We start from the raw sequence: 24856 nt of genomic DNA, 5'->3' as shown, positions 1-24856 counted from the left end.
AACCAACCCCGTCCCCCCAGGCCCCCCGGCAGACCCCGAAGGCCGGGCGGAACCGGAATCCGCGGAATCCGCCGCGCCACCCGCGGACCCGGTGGATGCGGAGCCTTCGGACCCGCCAGGGCCCGGGACCGCGCCCCGCGCGTCCCCCCGGCCACTCTCCGAATCCCGCTTCCCGTCCATACACCAACACTAGAAAACAGATACGACAGAATAGACCCCAAGACGCCATTTGGGGAAAAGAGATGCTAATTTCCCGCTCATTCGGGACCGTGGAGGAACAACCCCCCGCCCAGCGGACAGCAGCCCGTGCAGCCACACAAGCCGACTAGGCGGAGTCCACCCGCAAAGCATCGGGCCAGACAACCAGACACGCATCGGGGCGCGCACCGGTTGGTGCACGCCCCGACGTCGTACATGGACCGTCGAAAGCGGCCCCTCGCCATGCGGCTACTTGCCCGCGGCGACCTGGTCCTTGGCGTCGGAAGCCTCCGTCTTGCCGGCTTCCTTCTTCGGCTCGGGCTTGGAATCGACGCCGGCCTCCTTGCGCTGCTGCGGCGTGATCGGCGCAGGAGCGGCCGTCAGCGGGTCGAAGCCTCCGCCCGTCTTCGGGAACGCGATCACGTCGCGGATCGAGTCCGACCCGGTCATGAGCTGCACCACGCGGTCCCAGCCGAAGGCGATTCCGCCGTGCGGCGGCGCGCCGTACTTGAACCCCTCGAGCAGGAAGCCGAACTTCTCCTGAGCGGCCTGCTCCTCGATGCCCATCATCCGGAACACTCGCTCCTGGATGTCGGCCTGGTGGATACGGATCGATCCGCCGCCGATCTCGTTGCCGTTGCAGACGATGTCGTACGCGTACGCGAGTGCGTTCTCCGGATCCGTGTCGAACGTGTCCATGAACTCGGGCTTCGGGGACGTGAAGGCGTGGTGCACGGCGGTCCACTGGCCCGAACCCACAGCGACGTCGCCTGAAGCGACGGCGTCAGAGGTGGCCTCGAACAACGGCGCGTCCACGACCCACACGAACGCCCAGTCGCCGTCCTTGATGAGGCCGGTGCGGTGCCCGATCTCCACACGGACCGCGCCGAGGATCGCCCGCGACTCGTTGCGCGCCCCGGCGGCGAAGAAGATGCAGTCGCCCGGCTTCGCGCCGACCTCGGCGGCCAGGTTCTCGCGCTCGGAGTCGGACAGGTTCTTGGCGACCGGACCGGTCAGCGAGCCGTCCTCCTGGATGAGCACGTACGCCAGGCCCTTGGCGCCACGCTGCTTGGCGAACTCCTGCCAGGCATCCAGCGTGCGCCGCGGCTGGGATGCCCCACCGGGCATGACGACGGCGCCGACGTAGGCGGACTGGAACACGCGGAACGTCGTCTCCTTGAAGAACTCAGTCAGCTCCGTCAGTTCGAGACCAAAACGCAGGTCCGGCTTGTCCGAGCCGTAGCGGGCCATGGAATCGCGGTACGTGATGCGCTGGATCGGCGTCGGGATCTCCACGTCGATGAGCTGCCACAGCGCCTTGACAATGTTCTCGCCGAGGGCAATCACATCGTCCTGCTCGACGAACGAGGCCTCGATGTCCAGCTGCGTGAACTCCGGCTGGCGGTCCGCCCGGAAGTCCTCGTCGCGGTAGCAGCGGGCGATCTGGTAGTACTTCTCGAAGCCGCCGACCTGCAGCAGCTGCTTGAACAGCTGCGGGGACTGCGGCAGGGCGTACCAGGCGCCCGGGGACAACCGCGCCGGCACTAGGAAGTCGCGTGCGCCTTCCGGGGTGGAACGCGTCAGTGTGGGCGTCTCGATTTCCACGTAGCCCTCGCCGTGGAGGAGTTCGCGCGCCACGCGATTCGCCTCGGAACGCAGGCGGATGTTGGCGTTCGGTGTCGGGCGGCGCAAATCGAGATAGCGGTGCTTGAGGCGCGCCTCCTCGCCGACCTCGACGTGCTCGTCCACCTGGAACGGAAGCGGGGCGGCCGTGTTGAGCACGGTGACGTTCTCGGCGATGACCTCGACCTCGCCCGTGGCCAGGGCGGGGTTCTCGTTGCCGTCGGGCCGACGCTCGACGGTGCCGCTCACCTGCAGGACGAATTCGTTGCGCAGGTGGTGGAAATCGGCCTCGTCGCGCACCACGATCTGGGAGACGCCCGATGCGTCGCGCAGGTCGAGGAACGCGACCCCACCGTGGTCTCGGCGACGGGCGACCCAGCCTGCCAGGGTGACGGTTTGTCCAATGTGCTCGGCCCTGAGGGTACCCAGGTCGTGAGTGCGCAGCACTGCGGTCCTTTCGGAGGGGGTTGCGTCCGCATCCGGCTCTCGGCCGTCGTGCGTGGCGTTGTGGTTAGATCAATCCTGAACGAGTTTACCGGTCGGCCGACGGCCGCCGGAATCAGGCACCCTTTCCCTCGAGGGGCACTCGCTCCGCACCGCCGCCCAGCGCGGCCGCCTCGACGAGTACCCGGAGGAACCGACGAGTACCCGGAGGAACCCATGGCGTCGCCCTCACGCCTGAAGCGTTCACTCGGCCTGTTCGACGCGACAACCCTCGGAATCGCCTCGATGGTCGGCGCCGGGGTGTTCGTCGTCCTCTCCCCCGCTGCCGCGCGGGCGGGCTCGATGCTGTGGGTTGCGCTCATGCTTGCGGCGGTCGTCGCGACGGCGAACGCCCTCGCGGTTGCCGCACTGGCCACCGTCCACCCCTCGTCCGGCGGCGCCTACCTCTATGGTCGCGAACAACTTTGCCCATGGCCGGGGTTCCTTGCCGGCTGGGGGTTCGTCACCGGTAAGACGGCGTCCTGCGCCGCGATGGCGTACACGTTCGGCCTCTACGCCGCCCCGCGCTACGCGGTGCCGTTGGCGATCGGCGCGGTTGCCGCCGTGACGGCCGTGAACCTTCGCGGCATCAACCGCACCGCAGGTGCCGCCCGCCTGTTGCTCGCTCCGGTCCTGGGGCTCCTGGCGTTCGTCGCCGTGGGTGCCCTGACCGGCACGGCGGCCGCGCCGGATGCGGCCGCCGGGGCTCCCCACGCGTGGGCGGTCCCCCAGGCTGCGGCGCTCCTCTTCTTCGCGTTCGCGGGCTACGCGCGCATCGCAACGCTCGGCGAGGAGGTGCGGGATCCGGAGCGGACCATCCCGCTGGCCATCGTGGGCGCCCTCGGCGCCACACTGGTGCTGTATGGCGTGTTGGCGGCGGGACTGGTGCACCTCCTCGGCTTGGAGGGACTGGCCGAGACGACGACGCCGGTGCGCGACGCCGTCGTGCGGCTCGGCGCCCCGGCGTGGATCGCGGCGGCGGGAGCGGCGCTGGCGGCTTTGGGGGCCCTGCTGGCGCTGGTCGCGGGCATTTCACGCACGGCGTTGGCGATGGCGCGCGGCGGCGACCTCCCGGTGGCCCTCGCTCGGGTGTCGACAAGGCATAGCGTTCCCTGGGTGGCTGAAGTCGCCGTGGCCGTCCTCGTCGCGCTGCTGGTGCTGGCCACCGACGTCACGACGATCATCGGCTTTTCCAGCTTCGGCGTGCTGGTCTACTACGCCGTGGCGAACGCCTCGGCCTGGACATTGCGGGAACGCCCCTGGTATTCCCCGCGGTGGCTGAATGCCGCCGGCGGAGCGGCGTGCCTGTCGCTGGCGGCGACGCTGCCTCCGGCCAGCGTCGCCACCATGCTGGGCGTGTTCGCCGTCGGGTGCGCGGGGCGCGCCGTGGCGCTGCGCCTGCGGCGGTAGGCGCCCGGGCGTCCAGGCTCGCCGGCGGGGACCCGCGCTTAGACCCGGTCCGCCGTCGTCATGCTCGGCGCCAGGTCGTCCGACGGCGGCATCCACGACGCGCGGTCCGCGGCGAGCTGTTCGCCGGTGCGGATGTCTTTGACCTCGTGGGTTCCGTCGACCGCGGTGAACCAGACGAACGGTATGCCGCGGCGGTCCGCGTACTTGATCTGCTTTCCGAATTTGTCCGCCGTGGCGGCGACCTCGACATTGATGCCGCGGGATCGCAGGGACGCCGCCACATCCTGCGCTGCGGGCCATGCGTCGTCGTTCGCCAGCGCCACCAGCACGGCGGTCGGCACGTCGCGGGAGGCCGCCGCGCCGCCGGCCAAGAGGCGCGAGACCAGGCGGCTGACGCCGATGGACAGGCCGACGCCCGGGAACGTCTTGTTCCCCTTGGAAGCCAGCGACTCGTAGCGGCCGCCCGAACAGATCGAACCGAGCTGTTCGCTGCCGACGAGGACCGTCTCGTAGACGGTCCCGGTGTAGTAGTCGAGCCCGCGGGCGATGCTCAGGTCCGCGACGACACGGCCCGGGGCACGTTCCGCGGCCGCGGAGATGACCTGGGAGAGCTCGTCGAGTCCCTCCTCCAGCAGTTCGTGCCGGACGCCGAGGGCGCGCACCCGATCGACGAACGAGGTGTCGTCGGTGCGGATCGCGGCCAGCGCCAAGGCCGACGCGGCCTGTTCGGGCGTGGCGCCCAGCTCCTCCTGAAGCAGGGCCGCGACCTTCTCGGGACCGATCTTTTCGAGTTTGTCGATGCTGCGCAGCACGCCGGCGGTGTCTTCGAGACCCAGGCCCCGGTAAAAGCCCTCGGCGAGTTTGCGGTTGTTCACGCGAACCGTGAAGTCGCCGATGGGCAGGGCGGACAGCGCCTCGGCGATCACCAGTGCCAACTCGACGTCATAGCGGAAGGGCAGGGTGCCGTCGCCGACCACGTCGATGTCAGCCTGCGTGAACTCGCGGAACCGGCCGTCCTGGGGGCGTTCCCCGCGCCAGACCTTCTGGATCTGGTAGCGGCGGAACGGGAAGGCCAGGTGGCCGGCGTTTTCGACCACGTAGCGGGCGAACGGCACGGTCAGGTCAAAATGGAGGGCGAGAGCACTGGGGTCAGCCTTAGCGGCTTCGGAGTCGTCCCCCTGCAGCCGGGAGAGCCCGTAGACCTCCTTGTCGATCTCGCCCTTGCGCAACAGCTGGCCCACGGTCTCGACGGCGCGGGTTTCGATGTTGCCGAACCCGTGCAGCTCGAAGGTGCGGCGCAGGGTGTCCAGGATATGGAGTTCCACCAGACGTTCGTTCGGCAGCCATTCGGGAAAACCAGACAGGGAGGCCTTGCGTGCCATGGGGTCGAAAACTCCTTCAAGATGTGGGGCCGGGTACTCAAGGGCAACCGCGGTCCGCCGGTAGGCGGGGGCGCCACGGCGACTGCCCCATTCTAGGTGGAGAGCGGCGGCCTCGGCGACCGGCGGGTCGTGAACTACCTGTGGACGGGGCGACTCGGTAAAGTGCAGGGAGAACACGAGTTTTGGAGGCATTCCAGGACGGATCCGAGTGAAAGAGTTCCAGCGGTGACCACCAGTCAGCAATCCGACGACCACAACCAGTCCGCCCCCGTGACCGAAGGCCAGGCGGGCGCCTCCGCCGAGGCCGCACAGCCAGGAACGCAGGCACCCGAGGCGGTAAACCTGGAAGCGGAGGTTGCCGGGACGGAGGCTCCAGCCCAGGACTCGCCGGAACCGGCCGCAGAGGGCGGACCCGCCGCTGGGCCAGCGGCCGAGGTCACCGCGGAAGACGAAGCAACTGCTCCGGGCTCCGATGCCCCCACGCCGTCCCAGCTGGCCGTTCCGCGCCCCGCGCCGAGGTCGCCGATGACGCCTCGGCCCGGTTCCGGAGCGCCAATGCCCAAGGCCGCTGCACCGCATCCGCCAAAGGCCGCCGCGCCCACTGTGCCGGCACCGCCGTCGTACAACACCCCCTTGGAGGAGGCGGCGAAATTCGCCCGCGTGGCCGAGGACGGGCACGTGTTTGTTCTCATCGGTGGCGAGGAACACGCGGTGGGACAGTACCCGGACGCGACTCACGACGAGGCTTTGGCTTACTTCGTGCGCAAGCACGACGACGTCGTCAGCCAGCTGTTGCTGCTGGAGCAGCGCGTCGCGGCGAAGGCGCCGACGACCGACATGGCCAAGACGCTGGACCACCTGGCGGAAACAGTTGCCGAGCGGAAGATGGTCGGTGACCTCGTTGCGCTGGAGGCCCGCATCGCCGTCGTGCGCGAAGAGGTTGTGGAGCTGCACAAGGCCGAGCGAAAGGCCCACGAGGCACACCGCGCCGAGGAACTGGCTGCGCGCGAGGCGATTGTCGCCGAGGCCGAGGAGCTCGCCGGGCGCGATCCCGGGACCGTGCAGTGGAAGCAGGGCAGCAACCGCATGAACGAGCTGTTCGAGCTGTGGAAGGCCGCGCAGAAGAGCGGGTCCAGGTTGGGCCGCTCCACCGAGGACTCGCTCTGGAAGCGCTTCCGTGGTGCGCGCACCACGTTCGACCGTCACCGCCGCGCCTTCTTCTCCCAGCTGGACTCGGAGAACGCGGTGGCCAAGTCCACCAAAGAAGCCCTGATCGCGCGAGCCGAGGAACTTTCGACGTCCACGGAGTGGGGGCCGACCGCCGCGGAGTACCGTCGCCTCATGGACGACTGGAAGGCATCCAAGCGGGCCTCCCGCAAGGACGACGACGCCCTGTGGGCGCGTTTCCGCGCGGCGCAGGACGTGTTCTTCGATGCCCGTCAGTCGGCCAACCAGGCCCTTGACCAGGAATTCGAGGGCAACCTGGCGCTCAAGGAAGAGATCCTGGCCGAGGCCAAGGCGCTCTTGCCGATCAAGGACCTTGCGGCGGCGAAGAAGTCGCTCGAGTCCATCCGCGACCGGTGGGACGCGGCGGGCAAGGTGCCGCGTTCGGCGATGCAGCGCATGGACGGTGGCCTGCGTCGGGTGGAGGACGCCGTCCGCGCGGCGGAGGACGAGCAGTGGCAGCGGTCCAACCCGGAGACCAAGGCACGCAGCAACAGCATGCTGACGCAGCTCGAGGAAACGATCGACGCGCTCGAGGCGGATCTGGAGAAGGCCCGCGCCAAGGGCAACGACCGCAAGATCCGCGAGGCGGAGGAGGCCCTGGAGGCCCGCCGCGCGTGGCTGGAAACGCTGCGGAAGTCCGCGCAGGACTTCCAGTAGCCAGAGCACCAACAGGGGCCGGGCACCGATATCCACAATCGGAGCCCGGCCCCTGTGCTGTCCATCCGCCGTGCGGCAGGGTGTGTCCATGGAAGAAATCCCGGAAGACGCCGACGGAATCCGCGTACTGGTGGCGGGGGCTCCGCACGCGGCGGAGGAACTCAGGGCCATGGAGCTCGACGACGTTCTGCGCAGGGTCCTTCCCGGCGCCTACGTGCCGGCCGGGGAGCCGGACGGCCAGGTCCCGCGCGCCGCGGCAGCCGGAGCATTGGCGGGGCGGCGCTTGCGCGGCGGGGCCGTCGGTCGGCTCACCGCGGCCTGGGTCTACGGGTGTGCTCCTCCGCCGGAGGAGCTGGAGATCCTGGTGCCGCGCTTTCACCGCTCGGCCATGGCCCGCGATCCGCTCCGCGTCTGTGTGAGCGAGGCACGCCTGCTGCCGAACGAGATGCGTGCGGTCGGCGGTGTCTGGTGCACCACGCCGGCGCGCACCGCGCTCGATGTTGCCTTCCACAGTCCGGAGGAGCAGGCGGTTCTTGCCCTGACGCGGATGGTCAACGCGCCGGGACTCGGATGCCCTAAGGGCCACCTCCTGAGACTCGTTGAGAACGTTTCACGCAGGCCGGGCAAGCTGCGCGCGCAACGGCTGGTCCGTGGTCTGCTCACCGCGGCGGCCGAACGAGCGCCGGCGGGGGCTGCCTAGTTTCTGCGCGCTCCCGTGTTGGACGTTGTCCGGTAGACGTCGTAGACGCCATCGATGCGGCGTACCGAGTTCAGGACGTGGTGCAGGTACTTGGGATCGCCCATCTCGAACGAGAAGCGGGAAATCGCCACACGGTTTCGCGTCGTGCTGACGCTTGCCGAGAGGATGTTGACGTGGCTCTCGGACAGCACGCGGGTGACGTCAGAGAGCAACGACTTGCGGTCCAGTGCCTCGACCTGGATCTCGACGAGGAACACGCTGGATTTGGTCGGGGCCCACTGGACATCCACCAGGCGCTCGTGCTGGTCGGCCAGCGCAGCGAGGTTGGCGCAGTCGGCGCGGTGCACCGAGACGCCGGATCCGCGGGTGACGAAGCCGCGGATCTTGTCCGGGGGCACCGGCGTGCAGCAGCGTGCGAGCTTGGCCAACACCTCGCCCGCGCCCTTGACGATGACACCGGAATCGGACGTCTTGTGGCGCAGGGAGTCCGAGAGTATCGGCGTCTCGTCGAAGTCGGCCTCATCGTGGTGGGCGGGTCCCACCAGCGCGGTCAAATGCTCGATGACGTTCTGCGCGGACGTGTGCCCGTCGCCGACCGCCGCGTAGAGCGCGGTGATGTCCTGGTGGCGCAACTCGTGGGCAACGGCCGTCAGGGTGTCGTGCGTCATGAGTTTCTGCAGCGGAAGGTTGTTCTTGCGCAGTGCCTTGGTCAGCTGGTCCTTGCCCTTGTCGATCGCCTCCTCGCGGCGTTCCTTGGTGAACCACTGGCGGATCTTATTGCGCGCGCGGGCGCTCTTGACGAACCCCTGCCAGTCCTGGCTGGGCCCGGCGCCCTCCGCCTTGGACGTGAAGATCTCCACCCAGTCGCCGTGGTGAAGTTCGCTGTTCAGCGGCACCAGTTTGCCGTTGACACGTGCGCCGATGGTGCGGTGGCCCACCTCGGTGTGCACGGCGTAGGCGAAGTCCACCGGTGTCGAACCGGCTGTCAGCGCCATGACCTCGCCCTTCGGCGTGAACACGAAGACCTCGGCCGCGTTGATCTCAAACCGTAGCGAATCGAGGAACTCGCCCGGGTCGCGCGTCTCCTGCTGCCAGTCCAGCAGGCTGCGGAGCCAGCCCATGTCCGAGCCGTCCGGTCCGTTGCCCTCGGGCTTCGCTCCCGGGTTCTTGTATTTCCAGTGCGCCGCGACACCGTATTCGGCGCGCCGGTGCATGTCGTGCGTGCGGATCTGGATTTCCACCGGTTTGCCGCCGGGACCGATCACCGTGGTGTGCAGGGACTGGTACATGTTGAACTTCGGCATGGCAATGTAGTCCTTGAACCGCCCGGGAAGGGGGTTCCACCGGGCATGCAGGGCACCCAGAGTGGCATAGCAATCGCGCACGCTGTCGACCAGAACCCGAACGCCCATCAGGTCGTGGATGTCGTCGAAGTCCTTGCCGCGGACGATCATCTTTTGGTAGATGGAATAGTAATGCTTTGGACGGCCAGTGATCTTCGACCGGATCTTGGCCTGCTGGAGGTCGTCCCCGATCTGGGCCCTGACCGTCGCCAGGTACTTCTCGCGTTCCGGCGTCCGGTCCCCCACCATCCGCACGATCTCTTCGTAGACCTTGGGGTGTAGCGCGGCGAAGGACAGGTCCTCAAGTTCCCACTTGATGGTGTTCATGCCCAACCGGTGCGCCAGCGGGGCGAAGATCTCCAGGGTCTCGCGGGCCTTCTTGGCGCTGGACTCCGGCGAGACGTAGCGCCAGGTCCGGGCGTTGTGGAGACGGTCAGCCAGCTTGATGAGCAAAACGCGGATGTCCTTGGCCATGGCGACGACCATCTTGCGGACGGTTTCGGCCTGTGCGGCCTCCCCGAACTGGACCTTGTCCAGCTTCGTCACGCCGTCCACCAGCATGGCCACCTCGTCGCCGAAGTCGTGCCGAAGCTGTTCCAGGGAGTAGTCGGTGTCCTCCACCGTGTCGTGCAACAGCGCGGCCGCCAGTGTCGTCCCCGTCATCCCCATTTCGGCAAGAATGGTGGCCACGGCGACCGGATGCGTGATGTACGGATCGCCGCTCTTGCGCTTCTGCCCCTCGTGGTGCCGCTCGGCAACCGCGTAGGCGCGAGTGATCAGGTCCAGCGCCTCACGGGGGCTGTTGGCGCGCACCGTTCGAAGGAGGGGCTCGAGGATTGGCGGCTGTCCGGACGTGTTGCGGCCCGCGAGCCTAGCGAGGCGCGACATGGTCCGCTCGCGTCGACCCGGGCCAAGCCTTTCTGACGGCGGGGGTGATCCAGGAGCGGCGTTGATGGGCTGCTCGGCCAAGGCTGCTCCTCTCGGTGGTTCCGCGTACCGATGGTTCACTGGAACCCGAAACCGGCGTTGCTTCATCCGGAACCGGCTGTGGAACTACGGTAAACACAAGGTTATAGCAAGCTGGCACACGTTGGGTTCAACCTCAGGGCTCGCTCGAAGCGGAGCGTACGGGTGCCCCGAGCGGCCGCTCCCCCGCGATTGGCGCGCGCGGCCACTATGCCGGGACGCTCTCCCCGCGGCGTTCCATGACGCGCTTGTCGTGGCGCTTGATGTCCGCCTCCCCTTCACGCAGCACCGTGTAGAGCGGAGCCTGGACAAAAATGGTGCAGAGCGTGCCCACGATGATGCCGACGAAGAGGGCCAAGGCGAGATCGCGCAGGGTACCGGCACCAAGGAGGAAGGCGCCGATAAAGAGGATGGATCCCACGGGAAGGACCGCCACGACCGACGTGTTGATCGAACGGACCAGGGTCTGGTTGATGGCCAGGTTGACCTTCTCCGTGAAAGACCTCTCGTATTGTTCGAAGAGGTTGGACGTGTTCTCGCGGATCTTGTCGAAGACCACCACGGTGTCGTAGAGCGAGTAGCTCAGGATCGTGAGAAAGCCGATGATCGCCGAGGGGGTCACCTCGAAGTCGGAGAGCGCGTAGATCCCCGCCGTGATGATTACGACCGTGAACAGCCCGATGATGGCGGCAAGCGACATCTTCCATGTGCGGAAGTAGAACGCCATGAGCAAGGCCACGAGCACCACGAACGCGATGAGGCCGAACAGCGCCTGCTTGGACACGTCCTGCCCCCAGGAGGGACCCACGAACGTGGACGTGACCTGGTCGGTTTCGACGCCGTACGCACCTGCCAGCGACTCCGCGACCTCCAGCGTCTGGTCCCCACCGAGCTGGTCCGTCTGGATGCGCATGGTGTTGGGGGCGATGTTGGTGACCCGGGGGGTGTGGTCCGGAACCACGGAGAGCACGGCCTCCTGGCCCAGGGATATCTCGGTGCTTTCTACCCGCGAGACGGTGAATTCGGATCCACCCGTGAATTCGATGCCGAGGTTGAATCCACCCTTGACGATGGGGACGACCACGGAAAGGAGGACCAAGGCGGCGGCGATTGAGAACCACACGCGTCGCATCCCGATGAACGGGTAGGAGCGCTTGCCCGTGTAGAGCTCGTTGCCCCAGATGGCGAGATTAGGCATTGTCGGATTCCTTCGTCGGTGCGTCGGCCGGGGACGCCGCGGTCCCCGCACCCTGTGCCGCCTTGCGTCGCTCGGCAATGGTCTGTCGCCGTTCCGCCTCCTGGGCGGAACCCGTGTTCCGCTTGGTTCGGGATGCCGCCGCGTCAACGTTGAAGCGCCGCACCTGACCGGCACCCTTGTACAGCGGTTCGACGCCCAGCAGGGACGGATCGAGGCCGGAAAGCCGGTGCCCCTCGCCAAAGAACCTGGTTCGCGCGAGGTATTGCAGAACCGGGTGCGTGAACAGGAAGACGACGACGAGGTCGGCTATGGCCGTGAGACCGAGGGTGAAGGCGAATCCCCGCACGTTGCCGACGGCGACCACGTACAGGACGGCAGCCGCGAGGAGGTTCACGGCCTTGGAAGCCACCACCGTCCGACGGGCGCGCTTCCATCCGGTTTCGACGGCGGACGGAAGGCTCCGGCCGTCGCGGAGTTCGTCGCGGACCCTTTCGAAGTAGACGATGAAGGAGTCCGCCGTGAGGCCGATGGCCACGATGATGCCGGCGATGCCGGCCAGCGAGAGCCGATAGTTCTGTCCCCATCCGAGCAAGACGATCGCGAGGTAGGTCAGGATCCCGGCAACCAGCAGCGACGCCATGGTGACGAACCCGAGGAGACGGTATTGGAAGAACGAGTAGAGGGCCACCAGCGCGAGCCCAATGAGGCCTGCGATCAGGCCCATTTTCAGCTGTTCCGAGCCCAGCGTCGCCGAGATCTGCTGCTCGCTTTGAATCTCGAAACTGATCGGTAGCGCCCCGTATTTCAGCTGTTCGGCCAGAGCCTCGGACGATTGTTCGGTAAAGGATCCCGTGATGGAGGCCCTGCCGTCACCGATGATCGCGTTGGTGGTCGGGGCCGAGACGATGATGCCGTCCAGGACGATCGCGAACTGGTTCTGCGCGCCGGACATGCCGACCAGTCGCTGGGTGACCTCGCTGAACTTGGAGCCGCCGGCGCCGTTGAACTCGAGTGTGACTTCCCACTGTCCGGTCGTGAATCCCTGCTGTCCGCGTTGCATGCCGAAGCCGGCGTCCGCAATGTCCGTACCCGGGATTTCGACCGGTCCGAGAATGTACTTGGATCCCGTGCCGGGATCGCAGGCGATCATCGGCTGGTCCGGGTCGCTCGCGGTGGCGGAACGGCCAGCGAGTTCGGTGGCGCAGTCGTAGGCCTCGAAGTCCGCCATCAAATCGGCGTCGATCCAGTTGGTGTCGGATGCGTTTTCCGGCTCGGCCGTCGGCTCCGGAAGCTCCGCGGTTGGCGTGCGGCTTTCCTCCGGGATTGCGGCGAAGGAACCGGCGATGATGACCGGGCGGAACTCCATGTTCGCGGACGCCTGAATGAGGTCCCGCGTCTTGGCGTCGGGCGTGCCCGGCATGGAAACAATGACGTTTCGTCCGGACTGCGTGGTGATCTCGGCCTCGGAAACGCCAGATCCGTCGACCCGCTGCCGGATGATCTCCACCGCCTGGTCGAGCTGCTCCTGCGTGGCCGCGGCGCCTCCCTGGACCTCGGGCGAGAGGATCATCTGTGTTCCGCCCTCGAGGTCGAGCGCAAGCTTCGGGGACCAGGTCGAGTTTCCGGTGGCGACGCCCGAGACAAGGAGGGCGCTGCCGATGACGACGAGAGCTGTGAGCCACAGCAGCGTGCGCCTGGCGTGCCTGATCGGGCCGTTTGATGACATTGCGGGAACTTTCTTCTCGAGACGCCCGTCCGGGCATCGAAGGGCACGACCGTGCCCGCCGCGTGCGGCAGGCTCCGCGGCGGGCTATTCCTTGTTTTTGGCGTCCCCGTCGAGGCGGCGCAGGGTCTCTTCGGGGGTCTCTTCGTGGGCCGCGTCCGCGGATTCGACGGCGGGGTCGACGTGCGTTGATGCGTCCGCGGAGTCTGTGGCGTCCTCGGCCGGTGCGGCCGTGGGAACGACGCGCGCGACAGCCTGCGAATGCACGGTGGCCAGGTGGCCGGGGGACAGCTCGAGCACGATCTTGTTCTCATCCTTGTCGATGGAGACCACGGTTCCGTACAGGCCGAACTGGGTCATCACCTCGGCACCGGGCTGCAGGTCGGACTGGAGCTCTTCTTGCTGCTTCTTCGCCTTCTTGCGGCCGCGGACCATCATGAAGATGAGGAAAGCGAACGCCGCCAAAAGGATGAGCGTCATCGGATCGAATCCGGTGGCGGGTTGCGTGCTTTGGGCCAGTACCGTGGTGGTCAAAAGTTGCTACCTGTTTCTGTTCTCGCTGGATGTCGGTGTGTGGCGCGGGGCCTCCACCGGGGCAAGCCCCCATTGTATAGCCGCATCCTGAACGTTGTGTGACGCGGCCGACGGCTTGCCGAACCGCCGCGCCGCACTGTGCCGATCCCGCGCGGCGCGATCAGGAGTCGATGGGCCCCGACGCCGCGTCGTCGAACACCAGAGCGGGCTGGTTGCCCAGAAACGCGTCGGGCGGCATGGCCAGCCCCAGGTGCGCCCATGCGGCCGGCATGGCGATCCGGCCGCGCGGCGTCCTGCCCAGAAGCCCTTCCCGCACGAGGTAGGGTTCGGCGACCGTCTCCACGGTCTCCGTCTCCTCGCCCACCGCGATGGCGAGCGTCGAAAGCCCGACGGGTCCGCCGCCGAACTTGGTGCACAGCGCATGGAGCACCGCACGGTCCAGGCGGTCCAGGCCGCGTTCGTCGACCTCGTACATGTCCAGCGCCGCGGATGCGGCACGCTGGTCGATCTGTTCCACCTTGTGGACCAGCGCCCAGTCGCGGACGCGGCGCAGCAGCCGGTTGGAGATGCGCGGGGTGCCCCTGGAGCGCGAGGCGATCTCCGCGAAGGCAGCCGAGTTGACGCGGAGGTCCATGAGCATGGCGGAGCGGCGCAGGACCAGCTCCAGCTCGTCGGTCGAATAGAACTCCAGGTGTCCCGTGAACCCGAACCGGTCCCGCAGAGGTCCCGGAAGGAGCCCCGCCCTGGTGGTCGCGCCGACGAGCGTGAACGGGGGCAGGTCCAGCGGGATGGCGGTGGCGCCGGCTCCCTTGCCGACCACGATGTCCACCCTGAAGTCCTCCATGGCCATGTACAGCATTTCCTCCGCGGGACGGCTCATGCGGTGGATTTCGTCCAGAAACAGGACCTCGCCCTCGGTCAGCGAGGAGAGGATCGCCGCGAGGTCGCCGGCGTGCTGGATGGCCGGCCCGGAGCTGATCCGCAACGGCGCGTTCATTTCGGCGGCCACGATCATGGCCAAGGTGGTCTTTCCCAGTCCCGGCGGGCCGGAGAGCAAGACGTGGTCCGCCGTGCGCTCGCGGATCCGCGCGGCCTCCAACACTAGCGACAGTTGGTTTCTCACGCGGTGCTGCCCCACGAAGTCGTGGAGGTTCTTGGGGCGCAACGCGGCTTCGATGGCCCGTTCCTCGGGTTCGCTGCCCGCGTCGGTCAACGGTACGTTCTCGGACATGCGGCCACCCTACCTTCCGGTCCGTGCCGTGCCGCGACCCAAATCCCGCAGCACGGCGCGGAGGATCTCCCCCACGTTGCCCTCGGCGACGAGCTCGGGCATGGCTTCCGCGGAGGCGTCGACGGCCTTGACGGCGTCCTTCTCCGACCAGCCCAGACCGGTCAGGGCCTCGAGCACCTGGCCCTTCCACGCCGGTCCGGCGCCGGCGGGGGTACGGCCGCCGGCCTCGCCGGTCGGCACCAGTTTCCCCGCGAGTTCCAAGACGATTCGCTGTGCGCCCTTGGGACCGACGCCCGGGACGCGCGTGAACGCCTTCGCATCTCCGGAGGAGGCCGCCACCCGAACGTCTTCCGGCGTGTGCACCGCGAGGATGGCCAGTGCCAGACGGGGACCGATTCCTGCCACCGACAGCAGCGTTTCGAAGACCCCGCGCTCCTCGGAGTCGGCGAAGCCGAAGAGCGTCATCGACTCCTCGCGGACCACCATGGAGGTGTGCACCACCGCGTCGCGTCCGGTGTGCAGGTTCGAAAGCGTCTGGGGCGTGGCCTGGACCAGCATGCCGAAGCCGGAAACCTCGACGACGGCGCTGCTCGGTCCGACGTGGCGCACCACGCCACTCAGGGAACTGATCATGCTTGGCCAACCTCCGGCGTCGTACGGGCGTCCGGCCGCCGCGCGACCCGAACATATCTACGAACAGCGTACCGGCTGGCGCCGACGTTTCGGCTCAGCGACGCGGTCCCGCGTTACGCCGGGCGCCGGCCTCGGCGGCCGCCCATGCGCGCTGCGCCGCCGTCAGGCCGCTGGACCCCCCGGCGACGGCATGGGATGCCTGGGTGCCGGGAGCCGCTCCGCGCCAGCCGTGCGTGATGGCCAGCGCCGCGGCGTCGGCGGCGTCCGCCGGCCGCGGCGGCGCGTCGAGCCGGAGGATCTTCGCCACCATTTTGCCGACGGCGTCCTTGTTGGCCTGGCCACTGCCGGTGACGGCCGCCTTGACCTCGGTTGGCGTGTGCAGGGCGACGGGGATGCCCCGCCGGGCGGCGGCGACGATCACGATGCCCGAGGCCTGGGCGGTGCCCATGACGCTGCTGACGTTCAACTGGCTGAACACCCGTTCGACGGCCATGACATCGGGACTGAACCGATCCAGCCACGCGTCGATGGCGTCGGCGATGGCCAAGAGCCGTTCGTCGAGATGACGGTCGGGAGTGGTTCCGACGACGGTCACGTCCACCAGCGTGGCGCGGCGGTTGGGCTCGATGTCCACCACGGCCAGCCCGCACCTGGTGAGTCCAGGGTCGACCCCGACCACGCGCAGTGCCACGGGAGCCTAGTCGTCCTCGAGCTCGGCCATGACCTCTGCGCCGATGTCGGCGTTGGAGTACACGTTCTGGACGTCGTCGAGATCCTCCAACGCCTCGGCGAGCCGCAGGAACTTGCGCGCGGCATCGGCGTCGAGCTCAACCTGCATCGACGGCACGAACTCGACCTCGTCGGTCTCGTACTCGATTCCGGACTCGTCAAGCGCCGTGACCACGGCACGCAGGTCCTGCGGCTCGGAGTGCACCTCGAACGCCTCTCCGGATTCCTTGACCTCCTCGGCGCCGGCGTCGAGCACGGCCATCAGCAGGTCGTCCTCGGTCAGCTCCTTTTTCGGCAGGCCCACCACGCCCTTCCGGGCGAAGAGGTAGCTGACGGATCCCGGATCGGCGATGGTCCCGCCGTTGCGGGTGACGGCCAAGCGGACCTCGGACGCGGCCCGGTTCTTGTTGTCCGTGAGGCACTCGATCAGCAGCGCCGAACCCTGCGGTCCGCGCGCCTCGTAGATGATCTCCTGGTAGTCGATCGACTCGCCCGTGAGGCCCGCGCCGCGCTTGACGGCGCGGTCGATGTTGTCGTTGGGGACCGAGGTCTTCTTGGCCTTCGCGACGGCGACCTCAAGCGCGGGGTTTCCGGACAGGTCGGCTCCCCCGGCGCGCGCGGCGACCTCGATGTTCTTGATCAGCTTGGCGAACGCCTTGGCGCGGCGGCCATCGATGACGGCCTTCTTGTGTTTGGTGGTTGCCCATTTGGAGTGGCCCGACATGCTTACGCTTCTCCCCTGATCATCTGGATGAATAGTTTGTGGATGCGGCGTTCCCCCGTCACTTCCGGATGGAAGGAGGTGGCCAGCAGCATCCCCGATCGAACTGCGACAATTCTAGCGACACCGTCCGCCGCGGCCGCCCCGTGCCCCGGCGGGACATCGACGGAAGCCAGGACATCGACCCCGGCGCCGACCTTCTCGACCCACGGCGCGCGGATGAACACGGCGTGCACCGGTTCGGCGGTCCCGCCCGGCAGCCGGTCCAGTTCGGCGAAGTCCAGGTCGGTCTCGAACGAGTCCACCTGCCGGCCGAACGCGTTGCGGCGCACCACCATGTCGATCCCGCCGAAGGTCTGTTGCGGGTTGCCCGCGCGGTCGGTGGCGGGGTCGGCCAGCGTGTCGGCCAGCAGGATCATGCCGGCGCAGGATCCGTAGACGGGCAGTCCCTCGGCGATCTTGCGCTTGAGCGGTTCGGCCACCCCGAAGGCGCGCGCGAGCTTGTCGATCGCGGTCGACTCACCTCCGGGAAGGACCAGCCCATCGATGCCGTCGAGCTCCTCTGGCCGCCTGATTGGCACGGCGTCCGCGCCTCCGGCGGACAGTGCGGCCGCGTGCTCGCGGAAGTCTCCCTGGAGGGCCAGGACTCCAATCTTAGACACTCGACGTCGCTTTCCCCCGGCGGCGCCGGGCGGTGGTCCGCGCCGGGCGCGGGACTGGTGAATCGGGAAGCTCCAGCCTAGACCGGCGTCGCGGCATCGCGCGATTCCGCAATTGCGGCGCTCGGGCGGGTCGGTGCCCGCGCGCTGTGGGAAGGTACTTGCATGACCAATCCCCTGCTCTCGGAGAGCCGCCTGCCCTACCAGATGCCGGATTTCGCTGCGCTTCGTCCCGCGCACTACGTCGATGCGGTCGAACGGGGAGCTGCCGAGCAGCTCTCCGAACTCGCCGCGATCGCCGGGGATGAGTCGCCGGCGTCGTTCGGGAACACCTTCGAGGCACTGGAGCGCAGCGGCCAGCTGCTGCGCCGGGCGGAGGAGGCCTTCGGGAACGTGAAGGCGGCGCACGGAACGCCGGAGATCCTCGACGCGGACGAGCGGATCCAGGCCGTCGTCTCGGCCCACCACGACGCGATCCACCTCGATGGTGCCCTGTACGCCCGGCTCGCGTCCGTGGACGCATCTGTCCTCGGCGGAGAAGACGCGCGGCTGGCCTCCGAAACCCTGCGTTCCTTTCGGCGTGCGGGTGCGGAGCTGAACGACGCCGACAAGGCCCGGCTTCGGGACATCAACAGCAGGCTCTCCGCTTTGGGTACGGCCTACTCCCGGCGACTTTTGGCGGGAATGAACGCCGCGGCCGTCCACTTCACGTCGGAGGAGGAACTCGACGGGCTCCCGGCGGACGCCCTGGAGGCCGCAGCGGCCGCGGCGCGGGATGCGGGGTACGACGACGGCTACCTCCTGACCCCCGTCCTTCCCACCGCGCAACCCGTGCTCGAGGCGCTGAACCACCGGGAGAGCCGCCGCAGGGTCTTCGAGGCTTCCGTGGGACGAGGCACGAACGGCCCCGAGCGCACCCTGGATCTGGCCGCCGAGGCCGCAGCCCTCCGGGCCGACCGCGCCGGGCTTCTGGGTTTCGCGAACCACGCCGAACTCAGTCTGGACGCGCAGACCGCCCCGTCGTTGGATGCGGTGCGCGCGAGGCTGTCGTCGCTCACAACGGCGGCCGTCGCCAACGCCCGCAAGGAGGCGGACATCCTCTCCGCCAAGTCCGGTGGGCCGATTCGCCCGTGGGACTGGGCCCACTACTCCGCCGGGGTCAGCCGCGACGTGTATGCCCTGGACGAGGAGGCACTGAAGCCGTGGTTCGAGCTCGAGCGGGTGGTGACCGACGGCGTGTTCCGCGCGGCGACAGCGCTTTACGGCATCACCTTCGCGGAACGGCACGACATCGTCGGCTACCACCCGGAGGTGCGGATATGGGAGGTCTTCGAAGCCGACGGCAACGGCTTGGGCCTGTTCGTGGGCGACTTCTTCGCGCGGCCGACCAAGGCCGGCGGAGCGTGGATGAATTCGATGCGGCTGGCGGCCTCGTTGCTCGGGGAGCGGCCGGTGGTCACCAACACGCTGAACATTCCCCGGCCCGCCGCCGGCCAGCCGGTGCTGCTGAGCATGGACCAGGTGCGCACGCTGTTCCACGAGTTCGGGCATGCGCTGCACGGGCTACTGTCCGCGGCACGCTACCCTTCACTGTCCGGAACAGCGGTCCCCCGCGACTTCGTGGAATATCCCTCACAGGTCAACGAGATGTGGGCGCTCTGGCCGCAAATCCTCGACGGTTACGCGGTGCACGTCCAGACCGGCGAGCCGCTGCCGGACGGGACGCTGGATCGCCTGGAGGAAGCCGGCCTCTGGGGCCGGGGATTCGCCACCACCGAGTATCTCGCTGCCGCCGTTTTGGATCTCGCCTGGCATTCCTTGTCCCCCGGTGAGTCGGTCGCGGATCCACTCGGATTCGAGGACCGTGTCCTCCGCGAGGCGGGGTTCGATCCCGATCTGGTTCCGCCGCGCTACCGCACGGGCTATTTCAAGCACATTTTCGACGGCGGGTACGCGGCCGGCTACTACTCCTATATCTGGAGCCAGATCCTCGATGCCGATACCGTCGAGTGGTTCCGGGTGAACGGCGGGCTGACACGCGTCAACGGCGATACGTTCCGCCGCGAGCTGCTCTCCAAGGGCAACACGCGCGATCCGCTGGAATCGTTTCGGTGCCTCCGCGGCCGCGACGCGGACATCGCTCCCCTTTTGGTGCGGCTCGGGCTGGGCGACTGATCGTGGCCGGAATCCTCCGGGCGCAGGCCGCATTCTCCGCGTGGCAGGAAGCCGTGGCCGCGGCCACCGGCGGCAGGGTTTTCACGACCCATGGCTGCACGTGGGCCTGGCAGCCGGCGCACGCGAGGCTCCATCTCCTGTTCCCGCCGGCACCGGGATCCGCCGGGCTGCGTCCGGGGCTGGCGGAGGGAACGCGGCTGGGAGCGCTGGAGGTGTCCGTGTGGCTCAATGCGGCGGCCGACGCATCGGCCCTGGGCCAGCTGGGTTTCACCGACGCACCCCCCGTCCTGTGGCACGCGGGACGCCCGCACGCCGACGGGGGCTCTTTTCGAGGCGGGGTGCTTCTCGGAGGCGAACTACCGGAGGCCAAGGGTGCCGAGGCGGAGGGAATGCACGTCGTCGGCAGCACACCTGCCGGAACGGTCCAGCATGCCGCGGCGCGAACCGTCGACGGGGAACTCGTGGGACGCGGGTTCGGGATGCGTCACCGCAACGGAGACGTCTCGCTCCACGGACTGGCGGTGGGGGCGGAACACCGCCGTCGGGGCGCGGGGCGCGCGCTGGCCGCGGCCCTCGCCGCCGCACTGCTGGTCGCCGACGATGCGGAAGACCGGTCCTCGGCGGTGCTGGCCGGAACCGGACCGGCAGGATCGGAGTTCCTCAGGGCGTGTGGCCTGCAACTCGTGGGCCGGGGTCGGCACCTGAGGTTGCGGAACCCGACGCCGTAGCCACGGCGGGAGCCGTCGCGGAGGGGTACGGTGCTCGGATCGCGGTGCGAAAAGCGACCGCCCCGGAACCGTGTCTGGTTCCGGGGCGGCGCCGTGCGTCGGGAAGTGGCTACCAGCCGCGCTCCGCGAGCCGGTGCGGCTCGGGAAGCTCCTCGACGTTGATGCCGACCATGGCCTCACCGAGGCCGCGGGACACCTGGGCAATGGTGTCCGGGTCGTCGTGGAAGGTGGTGGCCTTCACGATGGCCGCCGCGCGCTGCGCCGGGTTGCCGGACTTGAAGATGCCCGAGCCGACGAACACGCCGTCGGCGCCGAGCTGCATCATCATCGCCGCGTCGGCCGGGGTGGCGATGCCACCGGCGGTGAAGAGCACGACCGGCAACTTGCCGGTCGCCGCGACCTCCTTGACCAGTTCGTACGGTGCCTGGAGTTCCTTGGCGGCGACGTACAACTCGTCCTCCGGAAGGGAGGAAAGCCGGGCAATCTCGGAACGGATTTTGCGCATGTGCCCGGTGGCGTTGGAGACGTCACCCGTGCCGGCCTCGCCCTTGGAGCGGATCATGGCCGCACCTTCGTTGAGGCGGCGCAGGGCCTCGCCGAGGTTGGTCGCGCCGCAGACGAACGGAACCGTGAAATCCCACTTGTCGATGTGGTTGACGTAGTCGGCCGGGGTCAGGACCTCGGACTCGTCGATGTAGTCCACGCCAAGCGACTGCAGGACACGGGCCTCGACGAAGTGGCCGATGCGGGCCTTGGCCATCACGGGGATGGAGACCGCGGCGATGATGGAATCGATCATGTCCGGATCGGACATGCGGGAGACGCCACCCTGGGCTCGAATGTCTGCCGGTACGCGCTCAAGAGCCATCACGGCGACTGCGCCGGCGTCCTCCGCGATCCGGGCCTGCTCGGCGGTGACGACGTCCATGATGACGCCGCCCTTGAGCATCTCGGCCATGCCGCGCTTCACACGGGAGCTACCCGTGACGGAAGGCTGTGCCGGGGTGCTTTCGTTGCTGGACACAAAAAGTCCTTTCAAGGGTGGAAGAGAGTACGGTCCATCCTAATCCACGGTGGCCCCTATCACTTCAGCGGCGGCGCACGGTTACCCGGCGCGTCCCGACGAGCGGATAGGCACGGGGACGGAACGTCCCGTCCGAGCCGGTCAGCGGGCCTGTGTGCGGACGCGTTGTATGCGTTGGGCGACCGTGAAGCCGCTGGCCACGGACAGCACCGCGAGCACCGAGAACAGCACCCATTCGCTGAGGCCCAGGCCCGTCAGCCCGGTGAACGTCAGCGCCAAGACCAGCCTTTCGGCGCGCTCGGCGACTCCGGTGTTCGCGTCGAATCCCAACGACTCCGCCTTGGCCCGCGCGTAGGAGACGAGGCTCCCGGTCAGCAGGCACAGCGCCGCCGCCACTCCAATGGCCACGTTGGATCCACCGGTGAAGAACCAGATCATGATGCCCGCGAAGACCGCGCCGTCGGCGACGCGGTCCAGGGTGGAGTCCAGGAAGTTCCCCCAGCGGCCGTCGCCGCCGGTGGCGGATTCGGGAAGGCGGGCCATGATGCCGTCCACGACGTCGGAGAAGATGAAGACCGTGATGAACAGGGTGCCCCAGAACAGTTGTCCCAGGGGGTAGAGCACGAGCGCCCCGGCCACGGCGCCGGCGGTACCGACGATGGTCACGGCGTCCGGAGTCACCCCGAGGCGCACCAGAAAGCGCGCCAGGGGCGTGAACAGCCGGGTGAAGAAACCGCGTGCGTACCGGTTGAGCATGGGTCAGCAGTCCGCCCATGCGGCCGCAATGTCCGTGCGGACGTCCCCGAGAGTCGCGGGGATGGCCTTGGTGCGGGCGATGATGGGAAAGAAGTTCCCGTCGCCGCTCCACCGCGGGACGATGTGCTGGTGCAGGTGTGCGGCGATTCCTGCCCCGCCCGAGACCCCCTGGTTCATGCCCAAGTTGAAACCGGAGGGGTTGGCGACGCGGCGGAGCACCCTCATGGCCTGCTGGGTCAGCGCGGCGATTTCCGCCGTCTCCGCCTCCGTGATGTCCGTGTAGTCGGGAACGTGCCGGTACGGGCACACCAGTAGATGGCCGGAGTTGTACGGAAACAGGTTGAGCACCACGAACGCTGTCTCGCCGCGGTGGACGATCAGTGATTCCTCGTCGCTGCGCTGCGGCCCTCGGCAAAAGGGGCAGTCGTCCTCGCCCGTGACCTGGCCCTGACCGGCCTTGATGTAGGCCATCCGGTACGGGGTCCAGAGCCTGTCGAAGGAGTCCGGGACCCCGGCGAGGCCGAAATCGTCGGTCGCGCCGGCGTCGTCCGGGTACCGGCCGTTCATGGTTCCGTCGTCGTCCACGCCCGTGCCGGCGTGTACGGCGTCGGCGTCCGCGTCATCGGGCCGGGACACGCTAGCTTCGCCTCTCGCGCACGGCCTCGACGATGCGTTCGATGGCATCGTCGACGGGGATGCCGTTGTCCTGCGTGCCATCCCGGTATCGGAAAGAGACCGCGCCGGCCTCGGCGTCCTCGCCCCCGGCGATCAGGACGAAGGGCACCTTTTCCTTGGACGCATTGCGGATCTTCTTCGGGAACCTGTCCGAGGTGATGTCCACCTCCGCGCGGATACCGCGGGCCTTCAGCTTGTCGACGACGTCGAACAGGTACTCGTTGAAGGCCTCGGCAACCGGCACGGCCACCACTTGCACGGGGGCCAGCCACGCAGGGAAGGCACCAGCGTAGTGCTCGGTCAACACGCCCATGAACCGCTCGATGGAGCCGAAGAGGGCGCGGTGGATCATCACCGGGCGCTGGCGGGTTCCGTCGGCGGCCTGGAATTCGAGCTCGAAGCGCTCGGGCAGGTTGAAGTCGAGCTGGATCGTGGACATCTGCCAGGTGCGCCCGATGGCGTCGCGCGCCTGAACGGAGATCTTCGGGCCGTAGAAGGCGGCGCCGCCCGGGTCGGGAACGAGTTCGAGCCCCGAGGCTTCCGCCACCTCGGCGAGGGTTCGGGTGGCTTCGTCCCACGCGTCGTCGGAGCCGACGGACTTCTCCGGGTCCTTCGTGGAAAGCTCGAGGTAGAAGTCGTCGAGGCCGTAGTCCTTGAGCAGGCCCAGCACGAAGTTCAGAGTGTCGGTGAGCTCGTCCTTCATCTGCTCGCGGGTGCAGTAGATGTGCGCGTCGTCCTGGGTCATGCCGCGGACCCGGGTCAGTCCGTGGACCACCCCGGACTTCTCGTAGCGGTAGACGGAGCCGAACTCGAACAACCGCAGGGGAAGTTCGCGGTAGGACCGGCCCCGGGACCGGAAGATCAGGTTGTGCATGGGGCAGTTCATCGGCTTGAGGTAGTAGTCCTGGCCCGGCTTGCGGACCGTGCCGTCCTCGTTGAGCTCCGCGTCGATGTGCATCGGGGGGAACATGCCGTCCCGGTACCAGTCCAGGTGGCCGGAGACCTCGTAGAGGTGCCCCTTGGTGATGTGGGGGGTGTACACGAACTCGTAGCCGGCCTCGGTGTGGCGCTGACGCGAGTAGTCCTCCATGGCCTTGCGGATGATGCCGCCCCTGGGGTGGAAAACCGGCAGGCCGGATCCCAACTCGTCCGGGAAGGAGAAGAGGTCCAACTCCGAGCCGAGCTTGCGGTGGTCGCGGCGCTCCGCCTCGGCGATGCGTTCCTGGTACGCCTTGAGCTCCTCCTTGGTGGGCCAGGCCGTGCCGTAAATGCGCTGCAGCTGCTTGTTCTTCTCGTTGCCGAGCCAGTAGGCGGCGGCCGAGCGGGTGAGCGCGAAGGCGTTGGAGATGAGCTTGGTGTTGGGCAGGTGCGGTCCGCGGCAGAGGTCGCACCACACGGCCTCGCCGGTCTTGCGGTCGATGTTGTCGTAGATCGTGATCTCACCGGCGCCGACCTCGACGCTGACGCCCTCGCCGGCGGACTCGGCCTCGGCGGACTTGTCCAGGAGCTCCAGCTTGTAGGGCTCCGCCGCCATCGCGGCGCGGGCCTCGTCCTCGGTCACGACCCGGCGGGCGAACTGCTGGTTCTGGTTGACGATCTTGAGCATCATCTTCTCGAGGGTCTTGAGGTCCTCGGGCGTGAAGGGCTCGGCGACGTCGAAGTCGAAGTAGAAGCCGTCCGTGATGTAGGGGCCGATCCCGAGTTTCGCGTCCGGGCGCAGCTGCTGGACGGCCTGGGCCATGACATGGGCGGTGGAGTGGCGGAGGACCTCGAGGCCCGCGGGCGAACCAACTGCCACGCCCTCCACGGAGGTGCCGGCCTCCAAGGGCCGCTGCAGGTCACGGAGGACGCCGTCGACGTGCATCACCACGATCTCGCGGTTGTCGAAGTAGAGTTCGGCACCGGTTGTCCCGGCAGTCACCTCACGTTGTGCGCCGTCGACGTTTAGGGTGATCTGCTCAGACACTTTCGGTCTCCTCATTTCGTTGTGGGGCTTCATGACTTGTGGCATACGGTGACCACAGCCAGCCATCGACCAGCTTAACGGTATGGGCTCTCCCCCAACGAACCCGCCGCGCTGA

General features: G+C 68.1%; 20 protein-coding genes. 5 read left to right on the top strand and 15 right to left on the bottom strand.

Annotation, left to right across the window (positions count from 1 at the left end; all coding sequences use genetic code 11):
* Positions 1-447: 447 nt before the first annotated feature.
* Complete coding sequence (aspS, locus tag ACHAAJ_RS13590; protein ID WP_435728726.1) at positions 448-2268, bottom strand: aspartate--tRNA ligase; 1821 nt, start codon at positions 2266-2268, stop codon at positions 448-450.
* Between the two features lie 213 nt (positions 2269-2481).
* Here aspS and ACHAAJ_RS13585 point away from each other — a divergent pair, with 213 nt between their 5' ends.
* Entirely contained in the window at positions 2482-3714 is a 1233-nt protein-coding gene (locus ACHAAJ_RS13585; protein ID WP_435728725.1) for an APC family permease, read from the top strand.
* A gap of 38 nt (positions 3715-3752) precedes the next feature.
* Here ACHAAJ_RS13585 and hisS read toward each other — a convergent pair whose 3' ends face one another.
* Positions 3753-5096 carry a histidine--tRNA ligase gene (gene hisS, locus ACHAAJ_RS13580; RefSeq protein ID WP_435728724.1) on the bottom strand — a complete coding sequence of 448 codons (1344 nt, stop codon included), beginning with the start codon at positions 5094-5096 and terminating at the stop codon, positions 3753-3755.
* A 225-nt stretch (positions 5097-5321) separates the two neighbouring features.
* Here hisS and ACHAAJ_RS13575 point away from each other — a divergent pair, with 225 nt between their 5' ends.
* Together ACHAAJ_RS13575 and ACHAAJ_RS13570 are read left to right on the top strand one after the other, a co-directional pair.
* Complete coding sequence (locus ACHAAJ_RS13575; RefSeq protein WP_435728723.1) at positions 5322-6980, top strand: DUF349 domain-containing protein; 1659 nt, start codon at positions 5322-5324, stop codon at positions 6978-6980.
* Positions 6981-7068: 88 nt separating this feature from the next.
* Complete coding sequence (locus tag ACHAAJ_RS13570; RefSeq protein ID WP_435728722.1) at positions 7069-7680, top strand: type IV toxin-antitoxin system AbiEi family antitoxin; 612 nt, start codon at positions 7069-7071, stop codon at positions 7678-7680.
* Here the strand turns inward: ACHAAJ_RS13570 and ACHAAJ_RS13565 are convergent.
* The 9 genes from ACHAAJ_RS13565 to pdxT form a co-directional block, all read right to left on the bottom strand.
* Positions 7677-9911 carry a RelA/SpoT family protein gene (locus ACHAAJ_RS13565; RefSeq protein ID WP_435728721.1) on the bottom strand — a complete coding sequence of 745 codons (2235 nt, stop codon included), beginning with the start codon at positions 9909-9911 and terminating at the stop codon, positions 7677-7679. The genes ACHAAJ_RS13570 and ACHAAJ_RS13565 overlap by 4 nt on opposite strands.
* Positions 9912-10197: 286 nt before the next feature.
* The gene (gene secF, locus ACHAAJ_RS13560) at positions 10198-11187 is read right to left on the bottom strand and encodes a protein translocase subunit SecF (protein WP_435728720.1); all 990 of its coding nucleotides are present in this window, start codon (positions 11185-11187) and stop codon (positions 10198-10200) included.
* The gene (gene secD, locus ACHAAJ_RS13555) at positions 11180-12913 is read right to left on the bottom strand and encodes a protein translocase subunit SecD (protein ID WP_435728719.1); all 1734 of its coding nucleotides are present in this window, start codon (positions 12911-12913) and stop codon (positions 11180-11182) included. The genes secF and secD overlap by 8 nt, the downstream gene beginning before the upstream one ends.
* An 84-nt stretch (positions 12914-12997) precedes the next feature.
* Positions 12998-13444 carry a preprotein translocase subunit YajC gene (yajC, locus tag ACHAAJ_RS13550; protein ID WP_435728718.1) on the bottom strand — a complete coding sequence of 149 codons (447 nt, stop codon included), beginning with the start codon at positions 13442-13444 and terminating at the stop codon, positions 12998-13000.
* 160 nt (positions 13445-13604) lie between these two features.
* Positions 13605-14675, bottom strand: a complete 1071-nt coding sequence (ruvB, locus tag ACHAAJ_RS13545; protein WP_435728717.1) for a Holliday junction branch migration DNA helicase RuvB — start codon at positions 14673-14675, stop codon at positions 13605-13607.
* A gap of 9 nt (positions 14676-14684) precedes the next feature.
* The gene (ruvA, locus tag ACHAAJ_RS13540) at positions 14685-15308 is read right to left on the bottom strand and encodes a Holliday junction branch migration protein RuvA (RefSeq protein ID WP_435728716.1); all 624 of its coding nucleotides are present in this window, start codon (positions 15306-15308) and stop codon (positions 14685-14687) included.
* Between the two features lie 94 nt (positions 15309-15402).
* Positions 15403-15999, bottom strand: coding sequence for a crossover junction endodeoxyribonuclease RuvC (gene ruvC, locus ACHAAJ_RS13535; RefSeq protein WP_435728715.1), 597 nt, complete (start codon positions 15997-15999; stop codon positions 15403-15405).
* Positions 16000-16005: 6 nt separating this feature from the next.
* Positions 16006-16761, bottom strand: a complete 756-nt coding sequence (locus tag ACHAAJ_RS13530; protein ID WP_435728714.1) for a YebC/PmpR family DNA-binding transcriptional regulator — start codon at positions 16759-16761, stop codon at positions 16006-16008.
* A 2-nt stretch (positions 16762-16763) separates the two neighbouring features.
* The gene (pdxT, locus tag ACHAAJ_RS13525) at positions 16764-17420 is read right to left on the bottom strand and encodes a pyridoxal 5'-phosphate synthase glutaminase subunit PdxT (protein WP_435728713.1); all 657 of its coding nucleotides are present in this window, start codon (positions 17418-17420) and stop codon (positions 16764-16766) included.
* 162 nt (positions 17421-17582) lie between these two features.
* Between pdxT and ACHAAJ_RS13520 the strand changes: the two genes are divergently transcribed.
* Positions 17583-19592, top strand: a complete 2010-nt coding sequence (locus tag ACHAAJ_RS13520; RefSeq protein WP_435728712.1) for a M3 family metallopeptidase — start codon at positions 17583-17585, stop codon at positions 19590-19592.
* A 2-nt stretch (positions 19593-19594) separates the two neighbouring features.
* The gene (locus ACHAAJ_RS13515; protein ID WP_435728711.1) at positions 19595-20320 is read left to right on the top strand and encodes a GNAT family N-acetyltransferase; all 726 of its coding nucleotides are present in this window, start codon (positions 19595-19597) and stop codon (positions 20318-20320) included.
* Between the two features lie 109 nt (positions 20321-20429).
* Here ACHAAJ_RS13515 and pdxS read toward each other — a convergent pair whose 3' ends face one another.
* The 4 genes from pdxS to thrS all read right to left on the bottom strand — a co-directional run bounded on the left by pdxS (position 20430) and on the right by thrS (position 24756).
* Entirely contained in the window at positions 20430-21344 is a 915-nt protein-coding gene (gene pdxS / locus ACHAAJ_RS13510) for a pyridoxal 5'-phosphate synthase lyase subunit PdxS (RefSeq protein ID WP_435728710.1), read from the bottom strand.
* A 141-nt stretch (positions 21345-21485) separates the two neighbouring features.
* Positions 21486-22100, bottom strand: coding sequence for a phosphatidylinositol phosphate synthase (gene pgsA, locus ACHAAJ_RS13505; protein ID WP_435728709.1), 615 nt, complete (start codon positions 22098-22100; stop codon positions 21486-21488).
* Between the two features lie 3 nt (positions 22101-22103).
* A complete protein-coding gene (locus ACHAAJ_RS13500; RefSeq protein WP_435728728.1) occupies positions 22104-22667 on the bottom strand; it encodes an HIT family protein in 564 nt (187 codons plus the stop codon).
* A gap of 70 nt (positions 22668-22737) precedes the next feature.
* A complete protein-coding gene (gene thrS / locus ACHAAJ_RS13495; RefSeq protein WP_435728708.1) occupies positions 22738-24756 on the bottom strand; it encodes a threonine--tRNA ligase in 2019 nt (672 codons plus the stop codon).
* Positions 24757-24856 lie beyond the last annotated feature (100 nt).

This window comes from Arthrobacter arnarulunnguaqae (assembly GCF_051262515.1).
Lineage (GTDB): Bacteria > Actinomycetota > Actinomycetes > Actinomycetales > Micrococcaceae > Arthrobacter_N.
This window is presented reverse-complemented; position numbering and strand designations above follow the sequence as displayed.

Coding starts and splice junctions, on each gene's coding strand:
- secD (WP_435728719.1), bottom strand. CDS start 12,913: ATGTCATCAAACGGCCCGATCAGGCACGCCAGGCGCACGCTGCTGTGG.
- ACHAAJ_RS13570 (WP_435728722.1), top strand. CDS start 7,069: ATGGAAGAAATCCCGGAAGACGCCGACGGAATCCGCGTACTGGTGGCG.
- ruvB (WP_435728717.1), bottom strand. CDS start 14,675: ATGTCCGAGAACGTACCGTTGACCGACGCGGGCAGCGAACCCGAGGAA.
- thrS (WP_435728708.1), bottom strand. CDS start 24,756: ATGAGGAGACCGAAAGTGTCTGAGCAGATCACCCTAAACGTCGACGGC.
- ACHAAJ_RS13520 (WP_435728712.1), top strand. CDS start 17,583: ATGACCAATCCCCTGCTCTCGGAGAGCCGCCTGCCCTACCAGATGCCG.
- hisS (WP_435728724.1), bottom strand. CDS start 5,096: ATGGCACGCAAGGCCTCCCTGTCTGGTTTTCCCGAATGGCTGCCGAAC.
- ruvA (WP_435728716.1), bottom strand. CDS start 15,308: ATGATCAGTTCCCTGAGTGGCGTGGTGCGCCACGTCGGACCGAGCAGC.
- ACHAAJ_RS13565 (WP_435728721.1), bottom strand. CDS start 9,911: ATGTCGCGCCTCGCTAGGCTCGCGGGCCGCAACACGTCCGGACAGCCG.
- ACHAAJ_RS13530 (WP_435728714.1), bottom strand. CDS start 16,761: ATGTCGGGCCACTCCAAATGGGCAACCACCAAACACAAGAAGGCCGTC.
- ACHAAJ_RS13585 (WP_435728725.1), top strand. CDS start 2,482: ATGGCGTCGCCCTCACGCCTGAAGCGTTCACTCGGCCTGTTCGACGCG.
- ACHAAJ_RS13500 (WP_435728728.1), bottom strand. CDS start 22,667: ATGAACGGCCGGTACCCGGACGACGCCGGCGCGACCGACGATTTCGGC.
- secF (WP_435728720.1), bottom strand. CDS start 11,187: ATGCCTAATCTCGCCATCTGGGGCAACGAGCTCTACACGGGCAAGCGC.
- pgsA (WP_435728709.1), bottom strand. CDS start 22,100: ATGCTCAACCGGTACGCACGCGGTTTCTTCACCCGGCTGTTCACGCCC.